Source organism: Pseudothauera rhizosphaerae (genome assembly GCF_004801305.1).
GTDB classification, from domain to species: domain Bacteria; phylum Pseudomonadota; class Gammaproteobacteria; order Burkholderiales; family Rhodocyclaceae; genus Pseudothauera; species Pseudothauera rhizosphaerae.
Window position 1 is genome coordinate 177,972 of the sequence record NZ_SSOD01000003.1, and the last position, 20,864, is coordinate 198,835.

The 20,864-nt window shown below is 71.0% G+C and carries 16 protein-coding genes; 12 read left to right on the plus strand and 4 right to left on the minus strand.

Annotated features, from left to right (window positions below; translation table 11 throughout):
• Positions 1-10: 10 nt before the first annotated feature.
• Positions 11-1,054 carry a selenide, water dikinase SelD gene (selD, locus tag E6O51_RS04695; RefSeq protein ID WP_136383818.1) on the plus strand — a complete coding sequence of 348 codons (1,044 nt, stop codon included), beginning with the start codon at positions 11-13 and terminating at the stop codon, positions 1,052-1,054.
• Here selD and E6O51_RS04700 read toward each other — a convergent pair whose 3' ends face one another.
• Positions 1,055-1,684, minus strand: a complete 630-nt coding sequence (locus tag E6O51_RS04700; RefSeq protein WP_136383819.1) for an arylesterase — start codon at positions 1,682-1,684, stop codon at positions 1,055-1,057.
• On the opposite strand from E6O51_RS04700, the gene E6O51_RS04705 reads away from it, so the two are divergent.
• Both E6O51_RS04705 and E6O51_RS04710 read left to right on the plus strand, forming a co-directional pair.
• The gene (locus E6O51_RS04705; RefSeq protein WP_136383820.1) at positions 1,668-2,384 is read left to right on the plus strand and encodes an ABC transporter ATP-binding protein; all 717 of its coding nucleotides are present in this window, start codon (positions 1,668-1,670) and stop codon (positions 2,382-2,384) included. The two genes, E6O51_RS04700 and E6O51_RS04705, sit on opposite strands and share 17 nt — an antisense overlap.
• A gap of 171 nt (positions 2,385-2,555) precedes the next feature.
• The gene (locus E6O51_RS04710) at positions 2,556-3,317 is read left to right on the plus strand and encodes a hypothetical protein (RefSeq protein WP_136383991.1); all 762 of its coding nucleotides are present in this window, start codon (positions 2,556-2,558) and stop codon (positions 3,315-3,317) included.
• Positions 3,318-3,324: 7 nt separating this feature from the next.
• Here E6O51_RS04710 and E6O51_RS04715 read toward each other — a convergent pair whose 3' ends face one another.
• Complete coding sequence (locus tag E6O51_RS04715) at positions 3,325-6,624, minus strand: EAL domain-containing protein (RefSeq protein ID WP_136383821.1); 3,300 nt, start codon at positions 6,622-6,624, stop codon at positions 3,325-3,327.
• A 221-nt stretch (positions 6,625-6,845) separates the two neighbouring features.
• On the opposite strand from E6O51_RS04715, the gene E6O51_RS04720 reads away from it, so the two are divergent.
• The 9 genes from E6O51_RS04720 (at position 6,846) to E6O51_RS04770 (ending at position 17,953) form a co-directional block, all read left to right on the plus strand.
• A complete protein-coding gene (locus E6O51_RS04720; protein ID WP_136383822.1) occupies positions 6,846-8,747 on the plus strand; it encodes a SurA N-terminal domain-containing protein in 1,902 nt (633 codons plus the stop codon).
• Positions 8,748-8,914: 167 nt separating this feature from the next.
• Positions 8,915-9,208, plus strand: coding sequence for a hypothetical protein (locus tag E6O51_RS04725; protein ID WP_136383823.1), 294 nt, complete (start codon positions 8,915-8,917; stop codon positions 9,206-9,208).
• Positions 9,209-9,314: 106 nt separating this feature from the next.
• Positions 9,315-9,956 carry a response regulator gene (locus tag E6O51_RS04730; protein ID WP_136383824.1) on the plus strand — a complete coding sequence of 214 codons (642 nt, stop codon included), beginning with the start codon at positions 9,315-9,317 and terminating at the stop codon, positions 9,954-9,956.
• A gap of 143 nt (positions 9,957-10,099) precedes the next feature.
• Positions 10,100-12,142 carry a PAS domain-containing hybrid sensor histidine kinase/response regulator gene (locus E6O51_RS04735; protein WP_168735185.1) on the plus strand — a complete coding sequence of 681 codons (2,043 nt, stop codon included), beginning with the start codon at positions 10,100-10,102 and terminating at the stop codon, positions 12,140-12,142.
• Positions 12,143-12,472: 330 nt separating this feature from the next.
• Entirely contained in the window at positions 12,473-14,167 is a 1,695-nt protein-coding gene (locus E6O51_RS04740) for a hypothetical protein (protein WP_136383826.1), read from the plus strand.
• Positions 14,168-14,194: 27 nt separating this feature from the next.
• Positions 14,195-15,817, plus strand: coding sequence for a hypothetical protein (locus E6O51_RS21760; protein ID WP_168735186.1), 1,623 nt, complete (start codon positions 14,195-14,197; stop codon positions 15,815-15,817).
• Between the two features lie 70 nt (positions 15,818-15,887).
• The gene (locus tag E6O51_RS04760) at positions 15,888-16,268 is read left to right on the plus strand and encodes a hypothetical protein (RefSeq protein ID WP_136383828.1); all 381 of its coding nucleotides are present in this window, start codon (positions 15,888-15,890) and stop codon (positions 16,266-16,268) included.
• 11 nt (positions 16,269-16,279) lie between these two features.
• Positions 16,280-16,996 (plus strand): C39 family peptidase, encoded by a 717-nt coding sequence (locus tag E6O51_RS04765; RefSeq protein ID WP_230976699.1) that lies wholly within the window; start codon positions 16,280-16,282, stop codon positions 16,994-16,996.
• A gap of 15 nt (positions 16,997-17,011) precedes the next feature.
• Positions 17,012-17,953, plus strand: coding sequence for a hypothetical protein (locus E6O51_RS04770; protein WP_136383829.1), 942 nt, complete (start codon positions 17,012-17,014; stop codon positions 17,951-17,953).
• A gap of 9 nt (positions 17,954-17,962) precedes the next feature.
• Here the strand turns inward: E6O51_RS04770 and E6O51_RS04775 are convergent, their stop codons facing one another.
• Positions 17,963-19,264, minus strand: coding sequence for an acetate kinase (locus E6O51_RS04775; RefSeq protein ID WP_136383830.1), 1,302 nt, complete (start codon positions 19,262-19,264; stop codon positions 17,963-17,965).
• A 53-nt stretch (positions 19,265-19,317) separates the two neighbouring features.
• Positions 19,318-20,649 carry a sigma-54 dependent transcriptional regulator gene (locus E6O51_RS04780; RefSeq protein WP_136383831.1) on the minus strand — a complete coding sequence of 444 codons (1,332 nt, stop codon included), beginning with the start codon at positions 20,647-20,649 and terminating at the stop codon, positions 19,318-19,320.
• Positions 20,650-20,864: the final 215 nt, after the last annotated feature.

The following is a 20,864-nucleotide window of genomic DNA, read 5'->3' on the forward strand; positions in this document are numbered from 1 at the left end:
AGCGGGATTCATGGATCGGATCAAACTGACGCAATTTTCCCATGGCGGCGGATGCGGCTGCAAAATCTCCCCGGCCGTGCTCACCGACCTGCTCGGCAAGATGCCGGCCGGCCTGCTGCCGCCGGAGCTGCTGGTGGGCACCGAGCACGCCGACGATGCGGCGGTGTATCGCCTCAACGACCGCCAGGCGGTGGTGGCGACCACCGACTTCTTCACCCCCATCGTGGACGACCCCTACGACTTCGGCCGCATCGCCGCGACCAACGCGCTGTCCGACGTCTACGCCATGGGCGCGCGCCCCATCCTGGCGCTGGCCGTGGTCGGCATGCCCATCGACAAGCTGCCCGCCGAGGTCATCGGCCGCATCCTGGAAGGCGGCGCCACGGTGTGCCGCGAGGCCGGCATCCCGCTCGCGGGCGGGCATTCCATCGACGTGCTGGAGCCCATCTACGGCCTCGTCGGCCTGGGCGTGGTGGACCCGGCCCGGGTCAAGACCAATGCCGGCGCGCTGGCGGGCGACGTGCTGGTGCTGACCAAGCCGCTGGGCGTGGGCATCCTGTCCGCCGGGCTCAAGAAGGATTTGTTGTCCGGGGCAGGCTACGCCGAGATGGTACGCTGGACCACCACCCTGAACCGCGCCGGCGAACGGCTGGCGGAACTGGACGGCGTGCATGCGATCACCGACGTGACCGGCTTCGGCCTCGCCGGCCACCTGCTGGAAGTCTGCCGCGCCTCGCAACTGGGTGCGGAACTGGCCTTCGCCGACCTGCCGCTCATCGACGAGGCGCTCGCCCTGGTGCGCGACCAGGGCATCGCCACCGGCGCGTCCGGGCGCAACTGGGCGAGCTACGGCGAGGCCGTGCAACTGCCGGCCGACGCGCCGGAGTGGCAGCGCAAGCTGGTCACCGACCCGCAGACCAGCGGCGGCCTGCTGGTGGCCTGCGCGCCGAATGCGGTGGATGCGGTGCTCGCCGCTGTGCGCGAAGTACAGGGCAGCGAGGCTTACGTGATCGGGCGGCTCCTTGCCGGCGCGGCGGGCGTCCGCGTGCTCTGATCAGCGTGCCCCGGCCGTGCTGCCGCGGCCGAGCAGGGGCGCCAGGCGGGGCCACACGTTGTCGAGGATGAGGGTCTGCGCTTCCGCCGTGGGGTGGATGCCGTCGGCCTGGAACAGCTCCTTGCGCTGGGCGAAGCCGTCGAGCAGGAAGGGCAGCAGGGCCACTTCGTGGGCGGCGGCGACGCTCTCGAAGGTGGCGGCGAAGCGCTGCGTGTAGGCCGGGCCGTAGTTGGGGGGCATCTGCATGCCGATGAGCAGCACGCGCGCACCGGTTTCGCGGGCGGCGGCGATCATGGCGCCCAGGTTGTCCGCCAGCGCGGCCGGCGGCAGTCCGCGCAGGCCGTCGTTGGCGCCCAGTTCCAGGATCAGCACCTGGGGCTGGTGGCGGGCCAGCGCGGCGGGCAGCCGGGAGCGTCCGCCGGCCGAGGTTTCGCCGCTGACGCTGGCATTGACCACCTGATGCGGGAACCCCTCCCGCGCCAGGCGCGTCTGCAACAGGGTGGGCCAGGCTTCGCCGTTGCGCAGGCCGTAGCCGGCTGAAAGGCTGTCGCCCCACACCAGGATGGTTGCCGCCTGTGCGGTGCCCGACACAAGGACGAACAAGAAGATCACCATGGATCGAAGCGGCATCGAACTTTCCCCTCCCGTAATCGAAGTGGACCGACTGTCCAAATCGGTGCCCCTGGCCGACGGCCAGGGCGAGCTGCATATTCTGCGCGAGATCGCGTTTACCGTGGGTCCGGGCGAATCGGTGGCCATCGTCGGCGCCTCCGGCTCGGGCAAGTCCACGCTGCTGGGATTGCTCGCCGGCCTGGATGTTCCGAGCACCGGTTCGGTGCGCATCCTGGGTCGCGAACTGTTCGCCCTGGACGAAGACGCGCGCGCCGCGCTGCGCGGCGAGGCGGTCGGCTTCGTGTTCCAGTCCTTCCAGTTGCTGCCCGCGCTTACCGCCCTGGAAAACGTGATGCTGCCGCTGGAACTGGCCGGGCGGGCGGATGCGCGTTCCGTTGCGCTGCAGTGGCTGGAGCGCGTGGGGCTCGCCGGGCGCACCGGCCACTATCCCAAGCACCTGTCCGGCGGCGAGCAGCAGCGCGTGGCGCTGGCGCGTGCCTTTGCGGCAAACCCGCGCCTGCTGCTGGCGGACGAGCCCACCGGCAACCTGGACGCCACCACCGGCGCCGCGGTCATCGAACTGATGTTTGCCCTCAACCGGGAGGCCGGCACCACGCTGATCTTGGTCACCCACGACGAGGCGCTGGCGGCGCGCTGCGGGCGCCGGCTGCGCATGCAGGCTGGCACGCTGGAAGCCGAGGCGGCCACCGCCGGCTGACCCGGCGGGGCAAGCGCACGGACGCCCGATGGCGGGCCGTGGGAGCGGGCTTGCCCGCGATGCGGCGCCGTTTGCATCCGGAACCGCCGCATCGCGGCCAAGGCCGCTCCCACAGGGCTCCCGGTTTGCGCCCGGCCGTGGCGAAGCGGCACAATGCGCCTCTTTTTCCGGATGCCCGCCATGACCCAGGCCCCGCTTCCCCCCGATCCGCTCGCCGCCCTTGCTCCGCCCGAGGAACAGCGCCGCGCCGCGCGCATGGCGCAGGACGCCTTCGCCCGCGTGTTCCGCCTGAGCGTGGAAGAAGACGATGCCGGGCGTGCCCGCGGCGTGGCCGAGGTGCGCGAGGCGCTGGCCAACTGGAGCGCGGCCGGCGGCGGCGAGGCCGGGCCGGCGTTGCGCCTGGCGATGCTGCTGTCCGGGCTGGATCAGTGGGGCATGGCTTACAGCCGTGCCTTCGGGCTGAATGCGCTGCCCGGTTTGAGCGAACTGGTCGGTGCCCTGCGCACCGGCCTCGACGCGCGCGCCGAAGCCCGCTTCCTGGTCCAGTTCGAGGCCCTGGGCGCGGCCGAGGAAAACGCCGTGGACTTCAAGATCGATCTGCGCCGCGCCATCCACCTCGCCCTGTGGCACGGTGCGATCGCCGCGGAGGAGCGCGACGAGGCGCTGCGCCTGGCCGCCGAACTGGGCGGCACGCTGCTCGCGGTGGCGCGCGAGATGCCGGCCCTGGGCTGGCGCCTGGTGGCCGACGCGCTGGCGCACATCCAGGTGCAGTGCCTGGCCCACGGGCTGGCCGCCGAAGGGCCGGGACGGGAAGCCACCGAGGCGCTGTTCGCGGCGCTGGCGCGCGAACTGCCGCCTGAGTCGCGCGACGCCGTGATGGCCCATGCCGCGCAGGCGGTGGCGGGGTGGCGGCAGGCCAACCGCCCGCACTGAGCGCCGGTCAGCCGGTGGCGAGCAGCATGCCGACCGCCGCCGGGTCGTGGGCGGCGGCCCAGCGCGCGAACTCGTCCGCCGGCATCGGGCGGGCGAAGAGATAACCCTGCATCTTGGCGCAGCCGCGCGCCTGCAGCCAGGCGAACTGCTCGGGCTGCTCCACGCCTTCGGCCACCACTTCCAGCCCCAGATCCCGCCCCAGCGACAGCGTGGCCGACGCCACCGCGGCGTCTTCCTGGTCGCCCGGCAGGTCCTTGACGAAGGAACGGTCGATCTTCAGGCGGCTGATGGGCAGGCGCTTGAGATAGGCGAGGCTGGAATAGCCGGTGCCGAAATCGTCCAGCGCCAGCGTGAGCCCCATGCGGCCGAGCGCGACCAGGCGTTCGTGGAGCTCGGTCGAAGGCTGCATCAGCGCGCTCTCGGTGATCTCCAGTTCGATCCACGCCGGATCGGCGCCGGTTTCGGCCAGGATGCGGGTGACCGCCCCGGTGAAATCGGCGCGGCGGAACTGCAGCGCCGAGATGTTGACCGCGACCATCAGGCCGCCGAGGCCGGCGCGCGCCCAGGCGGCCTGCTGCCGGCACGCCTGGCGCAGCACCCATTCCCCCAGCGGCACGATGAGCCCGGAATCTTCGGCCACGGGGATGAACTGGGCGGGCATGACGGCGCCCATCTCCGGATGCAGCCAGCGCACCAGCGCCTCGCAGCCGGTCAGGCGGCCGTCGTCGGCGCGCAACTGGGGCTGGTAGTGCAGGCTCAGTTCGTCACGCTCGATCGCGCGCCGCAGGGCGTTTTCCAGCATCAGGCGCTCGCGGGCGCGCACGTTCATCTCGGGCACGAAGAACTGGAAGTTGTTGCGCCCCGCCTCCTTGGCGCCGTACATCGCGGTATCGGCATGCTTGAGCAGGGTGTCCACGTCGTCGCCGTCGGCCGGATGCACGGCGATGCCGATGCTGATCGTGGGGCGCAGTTCCTGGCCGTGGATGTCGATCGGCGCATCGAGGGCGGCGAGCATCTTGCGCGCCACCATGGCGGCATCCTCCGGGTGCGCGAGGCGGGGCAGCAGGGCCACGAATTCGTCGCCGCCCAGCCGCGCCAGCACGTCTTCCTCGCGCAGACAGGGGGCCAGCCGGCTGGCCACCGTGGCCAGCAGCAGGTCGCCCGCGGGGTGGCCGAGGGAATCGTTGACGGTCTTGAACTGGTCCAGGTCGAGGAACAGCACCGCCAGGCTGTCGCCGTGGCGCTGCGCCACGTGAAGCGCGCCCTGCGCCCGGGTCAGCCACAGGCTGCGGTTGGGCAGGCCGGTCAGCGCGTCGTAGTGGGCCAGATACTGGATGTGCGCCTCGGCCTGGCGGGTGGCGGTCACGTCCTGCACGGTGCCGCGCAGGCGTACCGGGCGTTCGTCCCGCCACTCGCTCGCGATCTGGAAGTGCAGCACCCGGCCGGGGTTGTCCCGCGGCCGGCAGTCGAGCGCCTGCTCGCCGGTCCATTGCGCCGCCGCAGCCAGGGCTCCGCGCAGGGCCGGACGGTCGTCCTCATGCACCGCGGCGGACAGGTCTTCCAGCGTGAGCGATGCGGCGGCCGGCAGGTGCAGCAGGGCGCCGAGTTCGTCCGAGCCGGCGAGGCCGCTGCCGTCCGGTTCGCACTCCCAACTGCCCAGCCGCGCGATGCGCTGCGCCCGGTTGAGTGCCGCGCCCTGCGCCGCGAGGGTGCGCGTGGCGTCGGCCAACTGGGCGGTGCGCTCGTCCACCAGGTGGGAGATGCGCCGCGTGTGGCCGCTGGTCATCAGCAGGAAGGCGCCGAGCATGCCCAGGGTGCCCAGGCCGATGGGGATCGTGGTCCAGGCCGTCCAACTGCGCAACTGGTGGATGTAGGCCACGGTGTCGCGTACGCGGAGCTGCCATTCGCGCCCGGCGAAGCGCACCGGCACCGCGCGGCCGATGTGCTGGCGCAGCCAGCCGTCGCCGGTACAGCCTTCCGGGCCGTACAGGCGCCGGTTGCCGGGAGCGGCGGCCGGGTCCGCCAGGCACAGTTCCAGATCGGTCGGGCCGCTGCTGTCGAGGATCGCCGCGAGGATGTCGTCCATGCGCAGCACCCCGGAGACGACGCCGAGCAGGGCGGGTTCGCGGCCGCCGGCGGGATGGTCGAACACTGCGCTGTACACCACCACGCCGCGCTGGGTGCCGCGTTCCTGCACCAGACGGATGCCTTCGGAGACCACCGGCGCGCGCGTCCGGCGCGAATGCCCGATGGCCTGCGCGGTGGCCGGCAGCGACAGGGGGTCCAGGCCATAAACCGCGGCGTTGGCGGCGAAGGGCTCGACGAAGACGATGGGCAGGTGTTCGGCGGCGGGCGGGGCGGGGAGGGTGCGGCCTTGCAGGTCGCGGGCGAGAATCGTGAACCCGTCGCCGTGCGCGGCGCGTACCGCGGTCTCGAAGGCCGCGCGCCGGCGGCCCTCGACGTAAGGACTCCAGCCGAAGTTCTGCGTGCCGGGATGGCGTTCCAGCCAAGGCGTGACGAATTCGCGGAAGTCGTGCCGGTCGACGGCCCTGGAGATCGCCATGAAGTGGTCCACCGCCAGCATCATGTCGATCTGCGCATCCAGGCGCTTGCGCACCGCGCCGGCGAGCTGCTCGCTGTCGCGGTTGAACTGGGTCTGGATGCGCATCGTCTCCCAGCGGCTCAACTGGTACAGGGCTGCGCCGGTGAGCACGATGGCGATCGACATGGGCAGGGCCACGGCGAGCCGGCGCGTGCGCCAGTCCTCGCGGGGGTTGCCGAAGAACACGAACATCGGCGGGCTGGCGATCAGCACCCCCAGGGTGTCGCCCACCCACCAGTTCCACCAGTTGAACAGCGCCTCGCCGGGCGGAATGAGGCCGCCGTGGGTCAGCAGCGGCACCGCGATGCTGGCGTTGACGAGGCAGCCGAGCGGTGCGACCAGCAGCATGTAGCGCAGGATCGCGCCGGGCGTGTCGAGGGCGTTGGGAAAACCGATCAGCCGCCGTGCCAGCCACGCTCCGGCGAGGGCCTGCAGTCCGGCGGACAGGGGTACGACGAAAGGCGTCCACGACAGGTCGAGGGGTGCGCCGCTGCGCAGCACCCCGATCACCTGTACCGCGAACGCGCCGAGGATGACGCCGCCCACGTGGCGCCGGCCGAAGATCAGCAGCGCGGCGAGGGCGATGCCGGCGGGCGGGAAGAAGGGTGCCGAATAGCCCGGTGGCACCGCGATCTGGAGCGAAATCCAGCCGGTGGCGGCATAAGCCAGGGCGATGAACCCGGAAACGATGAGAAGACGGCGCATTGCGGCCGTTTATAGCGGCGTATTACGTTTGTCAAGTGCATGGCGCCGGCCCCGCATGCCGTGCCGGGCGCGCCCGTTCTGGCCTCGAGCGGCGGCCGATGCCATAATCGCCACCTTTGCGCCCGCGTCCAAGCGCGCGGCACACCCTTTTCGCGAAATTCCTTCGCGTATTTTTTCGCGCGTTTCTTCGCTCATTTCTTCGTTTTTCCACGGAAATCACGATGTTCGAGGCTGTACGCAACAACAAGCGCTTCGCGCAGATCATCCTGGCCATTCTCATCATCCCCTTCGCCTTCTTCGGCATGGATGCCTATTTCACCGACGGCCCGACCGGCAGCGAGGTCGCCGTGGTGGGCGGCTCGCGCATCGGCACGGTGGAATTCGAGGAGGCGCTGCGCACCCAGCAGGACCGCCTGCGCGAAACCATGGGCGGCCAGGTGGACCGCAGCCTGCTCGATTCGCCCGAACTGCGCAGCGCGGTGCTCGAGAACCTGGTCAACCAGCGCGTGCTGGCCCTGTACGCGGCGGAGAACGGTTTCGTGGTCACCCAGGCGCAGTTGCAGGAGGCCATCGTCGAGGTGCCGGCCTTCCAGGACGAGGGCCGCTTCTCCATGGAACGCTACGAAGCCCTGCTGCGCGCCCAGGGCATGACCCCGGCGAGCTTCGAAGCGCGCCTGAGCCAGGACATCCGTATCCAGCAGCTCGCGCTCGCGGTGGGCGACGCCTCGTTCGCCGCCGCCGAGTCGCCGCGCCGCTTCCTTTCCGCCCAGCTCGAGGAGCGCCGCGTGAGCGAACTGCCGTTCCCGGCCGCGGACCAGCTCGCCAAGGTGCAGCTCGCCGAGGACGCGGCGCAGCGCTTCTACGATGCCAATCCGGCGCGTTTCGAGCGTCCGGCGCGCATCAAGGCCGAGTACCTGGTGTTCGACGAGACCGCGCTGCTCGGCCAGGTCGGTGTCACCGAGGAAGAGGTGCGCCAGGTCTATGAGGGCAGCCCGGAGCGTTTCGGCGTGGCCGAGGAACGCCGTGCGCGCCACATCCTGCTCGAACTGCCGGCCGACGCTGGCGAGGAGCAGATCAAGGCGGTGCAGGCGGATGCCGATACCCTGGCCGCACGCGTGAAGGCGGCGCCGGACGGCTTCCCCGCGCTGGCGCGCGAGCGCTCGGCGGACCCCGGCTCGGCCACCCGCGGCGGCGACCTGGGCTTCTTCGGCCGCGGCGTGATGGTCAAGCCTTTCGAGGACGCGGTGTTCGCCGCGGCCAAGGGCGAGATCGTCGGCCCGGTGCGCTCCGAATTCGGCTACCACATCATCCAGGTCACCGACGTGAAGCCGGCCGCGCTGCGCCCCCTGGACGAAGTGCGCGCCGAGATCGAGGCCGAACTGAAGGGCCGCAAGGCCGGCCAGCGCCAGGCCGAGCTGGCCGAGCTGTTCGCCAACACCGTCTATGAGCAGCCCGACAGCCTGGCGCCCGCGGCCGAACTGCTGAAGCTCGAAATCCGCCACAGCGACTGGATCCAGCGCGGCAGCGCCGCGGTGGGGCCGTATACCAGCGAGCGCCTGGTGGCGGCGCTGTTCTCGGACGACGGACTGGAGAAGCGGCGCAACACCGAAGCCATCGAAGTGGGCACCGGTACGCTGGTCGCGGCGCGCGTGGTCGAGCACGAGGCCGCGCAACGCCTGCCCTTCGACCAGGTCAAGGGCGAGATCGAGGACGCCCTGCGTGCCGAAGAGGCCGTGCGCCTGGCCACGGCCGCCGGCGAGGCGGCGCTGGCGGCGGCAGGCAAGGGCGAGGCGGTGGACGGCAAGTGGAGCGAGACGCTGACTCTCCAGCGCGGCGCCACCGTGCTGTCGCCGGCCGCGACGCAGGCCGTGTTCGGCGCCGCCACGGCCAGCCTGCCGGCCTACGTCGGCGTGGCGCAGGGCGCACAGGGCTACGCGGTGTATCGCATCGACGCGGTGAACCGGCCGCAACTCGCCGCCGACGATCCGCGTCTCGCCGGCATGACCCGCCAGTACGCGCAGCTCATGGCCGAGCGCGATTTCAGCGCCTATCTTGCCCTGCTGCGCGAACGCTATGGGGTCGAGATTCGCGCCGAGGCGGTCAATCCTCCCCGCCAGCAGTAGGCCGGACCGTTCGCCGGCCTTCGCCCAGCGCCGGAAATATGATCCGGGAACATACCGGGAATACGGTATTCCCCCCCGCCGGCGAGCTTCCTAACATCTTCTCCTGAACGGCCCCCGCCGCATTCGCCTGCGGGGGCGCACGGAAGGGACGGCGCAAGGAGGCGACGGTGAGCGCAAGGTACGACGAGGTCGAACGCCTGCGGGCGGAGAACAGGGCCCTGCATGCCCGCATCGCCCGGCTAGAGGAGGCCCTGCAGCGCTCCGCCGAGGACATCGGGGTGCTGCGCGCCGGGCACCGCCTGCTGCAGCGGTCGATGGGCATCCTGCTGTCCGGGCCGGCGGCGCGCGCCGCCGCCCGCACCCCATCCCCCGCGTGGACGGAGATCAGCATGCCGGCCGCCGGCTATGCCGCGGGGGCCGCGGTGCGCGCGCATCGGGACCTCCGGTGCCAGGGCAACTGACCGCCGCGAGCGGGTTTGTATCGCCGTGGATCGCGGCCATAATGATCTGACCGCCCGCACAGGTCGGGAAGAACTCCTGACAGGAGTTCAAAAAGGGACCGAGACGATGCGCGTGGTGCTTGCCGACGATCACCAGATATTCCGCCATGCGCTCAGGGCCCTGCTCGAACGCGAGCCGGACCTCAAGGTCGTGGGCGAGGCACGCAACGGCGACGAACTGTTGACCGCCGTGGTGCGCGAGGCGGCCGAACTGGTGTGCATCGACGTGGCCATGCCCGGCATGAACGGCGTGGAGGCGACGCGGCGCCTGCTGATGCTCAAGCCGGACGTCAAGGTGATCGGCCTGTCGGCCTTTTCCGACCGCCAGGTGGTACTCGACATGCTCAACGTGGGCGCCAAGGCCTACGTCACCAAGACCGAGGCCGGCGACGAGCTGCTGCGCGCCATCCGCATGGTGGCCATGGGGCGCACCTATCTGTGCCCGGAGGTGGCCGCCACGGTCAAGGACGCCCTGTGCGACCAGACCCAGGCCGGCCCGCTGGGGCCGCGCATCACCGCCCGCGAACGGCAGATCCTGCAGCTCATCGCCGAGGGCCACACTTCCTGCAGCATCGCCGGGCGCCTGCACCTGGCGGTATCCACCGTCGAGGTGCACCGCCGCAACATCATGCGCAAGCTCGACCTGCACAGCGTGGCGGCGCTGACCAAGTTCGCCATCCGTACCGGGCTCACGTCCGCCGCGCGCTGAGCCCGTTGCCGCGCCGTTCCGCTGCATTACTGCCCGAACTGGGCATCTAAGGCCTTCCCGCTCTTGTTTGCCTGACAAAAAATGCAAACAAGCCCCGCTAGTCTATGAAAGAAGTAGCGGGTGCACTTCACGGGAAGGCGGCGATGCACGGGAAACCCGATGAGGACCGGATGGACGCGCTGGAGGGGCGTCCCGACGGGGTGTACATCCCCGGCGGAGGCGTCCGCGTGGTCGGCGGCGTCTATACCGAAGGCCGTGCTCACCGCGTTCTTCCCGAGGCGGCGATCCACTACCTGCGCGATGGCCTGGACGAGGCCGCCGACCTGCGCCGCTTCTACCGCTATTCCAGCAGCCCCTGCCTGACGCTGACGCGCGAGGGCCACATCGCCCGCCTCAATCCGGCGGCCGCCCGCCTGCTCGGCGGCTCGCCCGCGGGCCTGCAGGGGCGGCGGTTCGCGGACTACGTGGCCGAGGCCCAGCGCACCGCCTTCGAATACTTCCTCGCCGCGGCCTTCGTCCGCGGCCGCGCCGGCGGCTGCGAACTGGGGCTGCGGCCGCACAAGCGGGGCCCCGAACCCACCGTGCTGGCCGAAGCCGCGGCCGACGCCATCGGGCAGCGCTGCCTGCTCATGCTCGTGGACCTCACCGAGCACCGCCACGCGGACGACGCGCTGCGCGAGGTCGAGGCCTTCGGCATCGGCGTGCTCAACGCGCTGCCCTCCCAGATCGCGGTGCTCGATCCGGACGGGGTGATCCGCGCGGTCAATACCGCGTGGCAGCGCTTCGCCATCGAGAACGGCGCCGAAGCGCTGGCGCTGCACCCGGTGGGGATGAGCTATCGCGACGCCTGCCTGCTGCCGCCGGAGGAGCCCGATTCCGCGCAGGCGCGCGCCGCCTGGGAAGGCATCGAGCGCGTGATGCGCGGCGGCGTCGAGCGCTTCACCATGGAATACAGTTGCGATTCGCCCGGCGAGCAGCGCTGGTACCAGCTCACCGCCTACCCGCTGGTCGCCCCCCAGCGCGGCGTGGTGGTGGCGCACGAGGACATTTCCGCGCGCAAGCGGGCGGAGCATTCGCTGCAGCAGGCGCGCCTGGAGGCCGAACGGGCCAACAACGCCAAGTCCCGCCTGCTCGCCGCGGTCAGCCACGACCTGCGCCAGCCGCTTTCCGCGCTCGGGCTGTACGTCGGCCTGCTCGACCGCCACCGCGACGAAAGCGAGGCGATGCTGATCCGCAGCATGAAGGATTGCGTGGCGAGTCTCTCCGCGCTGCTCACCGACGTGCTCAACCTGAGCCGGCTGGAGGCCGGCGCGCTGCAGCCGCAGATGACCGATTTCCCCATCGACGAGTTGCTCGACCGCATCGTCTCGGTCAACACGCCGGAGGCCATGCTCAAGCACCTGTCGCTGCGCCGGGCGCGCTGCGCGCCGGGGCTGTGCGCGCGCACGGACCCGGTCCTGTTCGGCCGCATCCTGGACAACCTGGTGTCCAACGCGGTGCGCTACACCAACGGCGGCGGCGTGCTGGTCGGCTGCCGGCGCTCCGGCGGCAGGCGCTGGATCGAGGTGTGGGACACCGGCGTCGGCATCCCGGAGGCGTCCATTGCGGAAATCTTCGACGAGTACCGCCAGCTCGACAACGCCGACCGCACGCGCGGCAGCGGGCTCGGCCTGGCCATCGTGGAAAAGCTCGCGCGCCTGCTGGGGCTGCGCATCCGTGTCGCGTCGCGTCCCGGCAGGGGGTCCATGTTCGCGGTGGAAATGCCGCCGGGCCGGGCACTGCACCACGGCGACACGGCGGTGCCGCCGCTGCGCAAGGTGCGCATCGGGCTGGTGGAGGACGACCCCCGCGCGGCCCGCCGCATCGGCCGGGCGCTGACCCGGCTGGGGCATCAGGTCATCGTCGCCCCGAACGGTGCCGGTCTGCTCCTCATGCTCGACGGGCGGCCGCCGGACGTGGTCGTGGCCGACTACCGGCTGCGGGAGGGCGAGAACGGCCTGGACGCCATCGAACTGGTGCGCCGCCACCATGGCGAACACCTGCCCGCGGTGATGCTCGCCGGCGAGCACGACCCCGACATCATGCGCAGCATGGCCGACCGCGGCATCGTCGTGCAGCACAAGCCGGTGGCGTCCGAGCGTCTCGCCCCGTGCATCGCGGGGCTCACGGAGCGCCGCGCCGGCTGACCTCCGCCAGGGCGTACAGAGGGCGCGGCACGCCCTTCTGTTTCATCGAAGAGGCACCGGCGCGAAGCCTGTAAACTCAATCAAGTGCATGATTATTCGTCATTTTCCGCCAAATGGCGCCGGATTCCGGGTGCGGGCGGGCGGACCGGTTGTATCGAAACTGAACAGAGCCGCGCCGAAAGTCCATTGCATATTCATTGCAGAGTATGTGAATAGCAAGTAATTTCAATCAGTTAAATGCGTTTTCCCGGCCTTGGCACAAGGCTTGCGCAAGGGTCGCACCGGGCCGGACACGGCGTCCGGTTCCGTCATCGTGAAGGGGAAAACGCTATGAAACGAACCTTACTTTCAAGCGCGCTCGCGCTGGCTTTCGGCTTGGCCGGCAGTCAGGCGTGGGCGAATCCGATCAATGGGGCAGTCGTCGTATTCGGCAACAACACGCAGGAAGCGTCGGCCGAGTCCCAGCAAAGCGGCGCCAACAGCCCGCAGGCCAACGAGTTCTCGCACGTCACCGTCCAGAACAACTCCGACCGGGATAACGACGCCAGCGCCGGCAGCAACCGCAACAACCGCGGCGAGGCGCTGGCGACCGGGCAGGGAGCGGCCGCGGCGAACAACGGCGGCAGCGCGATCGCCACGTTCGGCGACGCCTTCAACAGCTCCAAGCTGGTCGCCCTGTCCAAGCTGGGCGGGCTGGTCACCAAGATCCAGACCTTCGGCCTGGGCAACGGGGCATCCAACTTCGGCAATGCCGCCGGCGGCAGCGGCGGCGCGGCGACCGGCGGTGACGGCGGCAAGGCGGTCGGCGGCGATGCCAGCGGCCGCGGCGACGACGACGGCAACGCCTATGGCGGCGACGGCGCCAAGGGCGGTGCCGGCGGCAGCGCGAAGGTCGGCGACGCCGAGACCGGCTTCACCAAGGGTGCCAACGGCGGCGACGGCGGCAGTGCCTACAAGGCCAGCGCCGGCGACGGCGGCCATGCCGGGTCGGTCAGCGGCGGTGCCACGGCCGGCAATGCGGCCGGCGGCGGCAGTGCCGTGGGTGTCGGCGGCGGCGGAGTCGGTGCCGGCGGCCATGCGGCGGCCAAGGATGCGGCCACGGGCGGCGGCGCCGTTGGCGGCGGCGGTGCAGGGGCGGCTGGGAACGCAGGCTTCACCGGCGCGGCCGGTGCCTCGTCGCTTGCCGGCGGGGCTCTGAGCAACGGTAGCGGCGGCTCCGGCGGCGGTGCCGCGGCCGGGGCGGGCGGGGCCAATGCGTTCGCCATCGCGCCCCCGGCGGAACCGTCCGAAGAGCCGACCACGCTGCAAGCCAACGGCAGCGTGACCGCCCAAGGCGGCGACAACAGTGCCGAGGCGACCGGCGGCGATGGCGGTGCCGGCAATGGAGGCACCGTGGCAGGCGGCACCTCCGGCGACACGAACGCCACCAGCGGCAACAACACGCAGACCGCCGATGCGGCCGGCGGTGCGGCCGAGGCGAACGGGGGTGCGGCATCGACCACCGGCGCGACCGCGAATGCCGGCGACGGCACTGGAACGGGCGGCGACGGCAGCGCGACCGGTGGCGCGGGCAGCACGGGCAACGCCACGGCCAGCGCGGGGAATGCCGAATCCACCGCGGCCGCGGGCGGCGACGCCACCAACAACGCCGGCAACGGCGGCGCGGGCGGCACGGCCACCTCGGGCGATGCCAGCAACGGCGACGCGCTCGCCGGCAGCGGCGGCAACGGCGGCAATGGCGGCGGCAGCAACACTGGCGGTGCCGGCGGCAGCGGCGGCACGAACCTCGCCGGTGCGGCCAACGGCGGCAGCGGGCAGGGCGGCACGGGTGGCAATGGCGGCAACGGCGGCAGCCTGAGCGTCAATGCCGGCCACTTCAACCTGTCCAACAGCTCGAGTGCCAGCTTCACCAACGGCGCCGGGATCCTGGTCAACGCGCAGAGCACCGCCCTGGGCGCACTGGTGCAGCAGAGCGCGAACGTGCAGGCCAACCTCGCGGTGCGCAGCACCGGGGTTACCCAGTAATCCGACCCATACGAAGGGGATAGAGAGATGAAACAGACTTTGATTTCTGCTGCGATCGCGCTTGCGTTCGGCGTTTCCGGCCAGGCGTTCGCGAATCCGGTGAACGGCGTGTTCGGGGTCGCCGGCGACAACAACCAGACCGCGACCGCGACGAACACCCAGGGCGGCGACAACAGTCCGCAGGCCAACGAGTTCTCCTCGGTCAGCCAGAGCGACAACTCCAACCAGAACAACGACAGCAGTTCCGGCGACAACCGCAAGAACAGCGGTGTGGCGGCCGCGCTGGGCCTGGGCGCCGTGGCGGCCAACAACGGCGCCACCGCGTCGGCGGCCGTGACCGATGCGTTCAACAAGACCTCGGTCGTGGCCTTGTCCAAGCTCAGCGGCGTGGTCACCAAGATCTACGTGCATGGGCTGGGCAATACCGCGATCAACGCGGGTAGCGCCAACGGCGGCGATGGCGGCAAGGCCTACGGCGGCAATGGCGGCAACGCCTACGGCGGCAGCGCCAAGGGCTCCGGCGGCGACGGCGGCAATGCCAAGGGCGGCGACGGTGCCAAGGGTGCCGACGGCGGCTGGGCCAAGGTCGGCGACGCCGAGAGCGGCAGTGCCTGGGGTGCCAGCGGCGGCGACGGCGGCAACGCCAGCAAGGCGAAGGCCGGCGATGGCGGCAGCGCGGCGTCCTTCGCGGGCAGTGCCGGCGCGGGCAACGTGGCGGCGGGAGGCCATGCCGGTGCCGGCGGCGGCAGCGCCGGCGGCGTGGGTGGCAGCGCCATTTCGGCCGACTATGCCGGCGGCGGCAACGCTGGAGCGATCGGCGGCGGTGCCGGGTCCGGCAACGGCGCGGGCACCGGCCCGGCGGGCGCGGGCAGCGCTGCCGGCGGTGCGGCGAGCGATGGCGGCGGCGGTGCCGGCGGCCCCGCGATCGGCGGGGCCTTCGGGGCGAACGCTGCGGCCGGCGGCGGCGATGCGACCGGCGGCACGAATACGGCGACCGGAACTGGTGGCGCCGGCGGCAGCGGCGATGGCGGCACGGTGACCGGCGGGACCTCCGGTGCGGGCACGGCCACCAGCGGCAGCAACGACCAGGCCGCCACGGCGACCGGTGGTGCGGGCACGGCCACCGGCGGTGCGGGCTCCTCCGGCGGAGCGACCTCCACCGCGGGCGCCGGCAGCGGTATCGGCGGCGCCGGTACGGCGAACGGCGGCGCGGGGTCGACGGGTGACGCCACCGCCAACGGCGGCGCGGCCACGGCCAGTGCCGGCGCGGGCGGTGCCGCGACCAACAACGCCGGTGACGGCGGTGACGGCGGAACCGCGACCAGCGGCAACGCGACCAACGGCAGCGCCACCGCCGGCAACGGCGGCGCAGGCGGCGCGGGCGGTGGCGGCAACACCGCCGGCAACGGCGGTGACGGCGGCACCAATACCGCGGGCGATGCCACGGGCGGAGCCGGCCAGGGCGGCTCCGGCGGCTCCGGCGGCGCCGGAGGCACCATCACGGTGGATGCGGGACACTTCAACCTGTCCAACACCATCAGCGGCAGCTTCACCAATGGTGCGGGCATCATCATCAATGCCCAGAACACCGGCATCGGCTCGCTGATTCAGCAGAGCGCCAACGTGCAGGCCAACCTGAGCGTCAGGTAAGGAGCCCCAGGTTGGGCCGGGGGGCCGCGAGGTCCCCCGGCATGCGATGCACCCAAGCGGGAGTTGCGCGATGAAACGGATCATTCCACTGCTGACCCTGGCCGTCGCGATCAGCGGGCTGGTGGTCGCCGGCACCCCGGCGTGGGCCGAAGGGCAGGCGCCCGGGCAGATGGAGGACGCGGGCCGGATTCCGGTCGCCGCGTTCGCTGCCCATGCAACACTCGACGACGCGCGGCTGGACGGACTGCGCGGCGGTGCGGAGAACAGGCTCAGCAAGATCATCGCTTCCGGCACGGTGAGCGAGGTCAGCGCCTCGGATCTGGTGACCGGGCACAACGTCGTGTCCGGCGGTTCTTTCGCGAACGCCAACGGCATGCCGATGCTGATCCAGAACAGCGGCAATGGCGTGCTCATCCAGAACGCGGTGATCCTCAACGTCGAGGTCCAATGAGGGGCGCCGCCATGCGCGCGATGCGGCGTATCGGGGCGGCACTGGCCAGCCTTGCGGCGCTCGGCCTTGCGGGCGGGGCGGCGCTGGCCGAGACGGTCAAGGCCGATGTGCCCCGCCTGATCTCGCCCACCGGCGCCACCTACGCGGTGCCGGTGACGACGATGAAGGGCGCGCGCTACGTGCACACCATGCACCAGCAGTACGACTTCAGTTGCGGCTCGGCGGCGGTGGCCACGCTGCTGACCCACCATTACGGCTTCAAGGCGAGCGAGGAGCAGGTATTCCAGCACATGTTCGAGCGCGGCGACCAGGCGAAGATCCGCCAGGAAGGCTTCTCCATGCTCGACATGAAGCAGTACCTCGATGCCATGGGCTTTCCCTCCGCCGGCGTCGAAGCCCGCCTCGACCAGCTCGTGCAGGCCAACGTGCCGGCCATCGCGCTGATCAACGAAAACGGCTATTCCCACTTCGTCGTCATCAAGGGCGTGCGTGAGGACGCGGTGGTGCTCGGCGATCCGGCGACCGGCACGCGGGTGCTGTCGCGGGAGGATTTCGGCAAGTACTGGACCAACGGCATCCTGCTGGTGGTCATGGGGCGGGTGGAGCTGGCCCGCTTCAACCGCGCGGAAGACTGGTCCATCCGTCCGCGCGCGCCGATGGGCAGGGGCGTGGGGCAGGGTGGGCTGGCCGACGTGCTGCTCTTCCGTCCCGGCCCCAACGATTTCTGACGAGGTCAGGCCATCATGCCCCGCTACAGCACGCTCGCCGGACTGATCGCCCTCTCGGTGGCGGGCCTGGGCGTCTCGCGCGGCGACGTCGCGCCGCCGGCCTTCACGCCGGCCCTGTGCGAACAGGCCCCGCCGGCCGAACTGCTGGCCATCGCGGACTGGCCGCTAGATGGGAGCGCTCACGGCTGCGACGTGGTGCGGCAGTCCGCCGTGCGGGGGGAAGGCGCCGGGGCGGCCGAGGTGGTGGAACTGAGCTGGTCGGATTTCACCGTGCGCGCGGTCGAGGTGGTCGAGCGCACCTGGAACGATCTGGCGCCCGCCGCCGCCGCGACGCCGCCGCAGGCGGTGGCCGGCGGGCCATCCCTGAGCATTCACCCGGCCCTCGCGCGCAACGCGGCGCTGGCGGCCCACGTGGCGCGCATGGCCGAGGCCGCCCGCGAGAACTGGCCCAGGGCGCCGGAGAATGAGGGCGACGATGCCGTGCCCTACTGGTACGGCGATCTCCCGGTGGAGGCGGGCGAGCCGCCGGTGGTGGTGGCCGGGGTCGAACTCAAGCGGGTGGACGCGGGCGCCATGGATACGTTGCGCGGCGGCTTCGAGATGCCGGGCGGGCTGAAGGTGAGCTTCGGCGTCGAGCGCCTGGTGTACATCAACGGCGAACTGGCCAGTGCCACCCGGCTCACGGTGGCCGACCTGGGCAAGCTCACCGGCGGCAGCGTCAACGCCGCCGGCCTGCCGGCGCTGGGCAGCACCGTGGCGGTGATCCAGAACGGACCCAACAACACGCTGATCGGCAACGCCGTGTCCTCGTCCGCGCTGGCCACGGTGATCCAGAATTCCCTGAACAACCAGCACATCCGCACGGTGACCACCATCGACGTCACCGCCAACAGCCTGGAGATGATGCGCGCGCAGCGCCTGGGCGAATCGATGCGCGACGTGCTGCGGCTGCGCTGAGCCGCCGGCTCAGAGCGTCAGCGGCATGCGCAGCGTGAGCTGCAGGTCGGGGGTGTCGGTGGTGAGGCCGGCGCCGAGCGACAGGTTCAGCGTCTGCCCGTTGGCCGTCCGGTAGGAGTAGCCGAGCAGCAGGGTGCCGAGCTGCACGCGCACCGAGCCCGGCGCGGTGTTGCCGTCGACCTCGACCTTGCCGACCGACAGGTGGTCGTAGCCGATGCTGAACGAGGAGCGTTCGTTGAGCGCCAGGCCCATGCCGAAGTTGAAGCCGAAGGTCGGTCCCGGCTTGACGTCGCCCACCAGCACGCTGCCCCCTTCCCGTCTCGTCTTGACGTTGCCGCGCTTGAAGCTGTGCTGGTAGCTCACGCCGCCGAAGAACACGGCCGGGTCGGAAGGGATCAGCACCGTCAGCCCGGGCGTCAGCGTGTAGAAGCCGGAGCCGGTGGGCATCTCGGTCTGCATGCCGCCTTCGCGCGCGCCCGGCACGAAGACGGTCTTGACCTCGAACGGGTCCTTGCCGGTGCGCGTCTTCAGGCGCAGCGATGCGATGTAGTAGGGGCTGTCCACGCCGCCGTCGTTGAGCTGGTAGCGGCCGGTCACCTCCACGTCGCCGAGGCCGCTGCCGGTGGTGTCGAACACGCGTTCGTCGGCGCTGCCGGTGAAGACCTCCCGGCTGATGGTGTCGTCGGAGCGGTACACCCAGGGCACCTTGGCTTCCAGTTCCAGGCGGTTGGTGATGCCGCGGCGCACGGTGAGGGCGGCGACGAAGGAATTGCTCTTGACCTCGCGCACGTCGATCAGGCCGATCAGGATGGCGGGGATGATGGTGTAGCCGATCAGCGCGATGCGGTTGCTCGACGAATAGCTGTACTGCAGCGACGGCTCCACGATCCACTTGCCGCGCGGGGTGAGCACGCCGGGCTGCTCGAAGATAGGCGCGACCTCGGGCGGGCGGCTGTCGGCGGGCTGTTCGGGCGCCTGGCCGACCGGCTGCGGCGGCGCTTCGCCCTGCTGGGAAGCCTGGGCGAGTTGTTCGCGCCGGGGGGCGTAGCTGCCGGCGGGGGCGGCCCCGCGCCCGGTGATGCGGTCGATCTGCACCATGCGCTGCAGCTCGTTGATGGCCAGGTTCTGGCGCAGCAGGCTTTCCTTGAGCTGGCGGATCTGCTCCGCCTGCTCGTCCACCTGCTCCTGCAGCCGGGAGACCGAGCCGGCACCGTCGTCCGCCGCCTGGGCCGCGCTGCCGCCGAGGACGAGCAGGGCGCCCGCCAGCCCGTGCCCCATGATCGCCGCCGAGGCGGAAACAGGCGTCTTCATCTTCTCTCCTCCCTTGTCGTTGCGCGCGCCTGCGGGGGACAGCCCGGAGTCGGCTACAGGACGATGTTCAGGCGATCGATCATGCGGTACAGGGTGACGCGGGACACGCCGAGCTGGCGGGCCACTTCGGAGACGTTGTTGCGGTACTTGCGCAGGTTGCTGACGATGATTTCCTTCTCCACCGTGGCGCGCGCCTCGTCCAGCGTGCGCGCGTCCGCGGCGCCTTCACCGATGGGCAGGCCCAGGTCGGCGACCGTGATAAGGCGGTTCTCGCTCATGATCATGGCCTGCTGGATGCGGTTGGTCAGTTCGCGCACGTTGCCCGGCCAGGCGTATTCCTGCATGGCGCGCAGGGCCTCGGAGCTGAAGCCCTTGACCTGGGGCGCCTTCTGGTGGCTGTGCTCGGCGAAGATGCCGTCCGCCAGCGGGGGGATGTCCCCCGGACGCTCGCGCAGCGCCGGCACCTTGAGATGCACGACGTTGAGGCGGTAGTAGAGGTCTTCGCGGAAGCGGCCTTCCGCGACAGCCCGGTTCAGATCCACGTGGGTGGCGGCGATCACCCGCACGTTGACGCGCACGCGCTCGGTGGAACCGACCCGCACGATGGTGCGTTCCTGCAGGAAGCGCAGCAGGTTGGCCTGCAGATCCAGCGGCAGGTCGCCGATCTCGTCGAGGAACAGCACGCCGTCGTTGGCCGCCTCGATGTTGCCGATCTTGCGCTGGTGCGCGCCGCTGAAGGCCCCGCGCTCGTGGCCGAAGAGTTCGGACTGGATCAGGTTGGGCGGGATCGCGCCGCAGTTCATGGCGATGAACGGGCCGCGCGCGCGTTCGGAATGGGAATGGATGGCGCGTGCCACCAACTCCTTGCCGGAGCCGGATTCGCCGCCGATCAGCACCGGCGCGTCCACGGTGACGATCTTTTCGATCTGCCGGTACAGCTCCAGCATGCGCGGGCTGTTGCCGGTCATGCCGAAGCGCCCGCATTCCTGCGCCGTCCCGCTCGCGGCGCGGGTGATCAGCGCCTTGCCGTGGGCATGGCCGAGGGTGATCAGCAGGCGTTCCCGGTCCAGGGGCAGGGTGTGGAAGTCATGGAAATTGCGCGCCACCAGGGGCGCGAGCTGGGTATCGCGCATCAGGCCGCGGCCCAGGATGGCGATCCACTCGATGGGATGGCGGGCGATCAGCGCTTCGAGCTCGCGAACCGGCCAGTCCCGGGCCGAATCGAAAACCACGAGGCCGACCAGCGGTACCTTGCCCGACAGGGCGCGGCGCGCGGCGTCGAGCGTCGTCAGGGTGAGGAATTCCCATTCGGGCAGTTCCAGGTCGTGCAGTGCCGCGCTGACGGTACCCTGCTGGTCAAGCAGCAAACCCTTGCGCTTGGACATTAGCAAGCCCCCTGTTGCTTGGGTCGGCCCTCGGGGGCCGTGACAGCCGGTGGCCGTCTTGTGTTCTTATGCGGCTCGAAGACGGCGCATCGGCCGACGTACCGCGCAAGCCCACCCTGCCGTCGGGCCGGCAGCTTGCCGTTCGCGCAGGCCGATTCTTCCGCCGGGTACGGCGAAATGCCCGTGGCGTCGCGCTTCTTGCGATCAATCCTAGA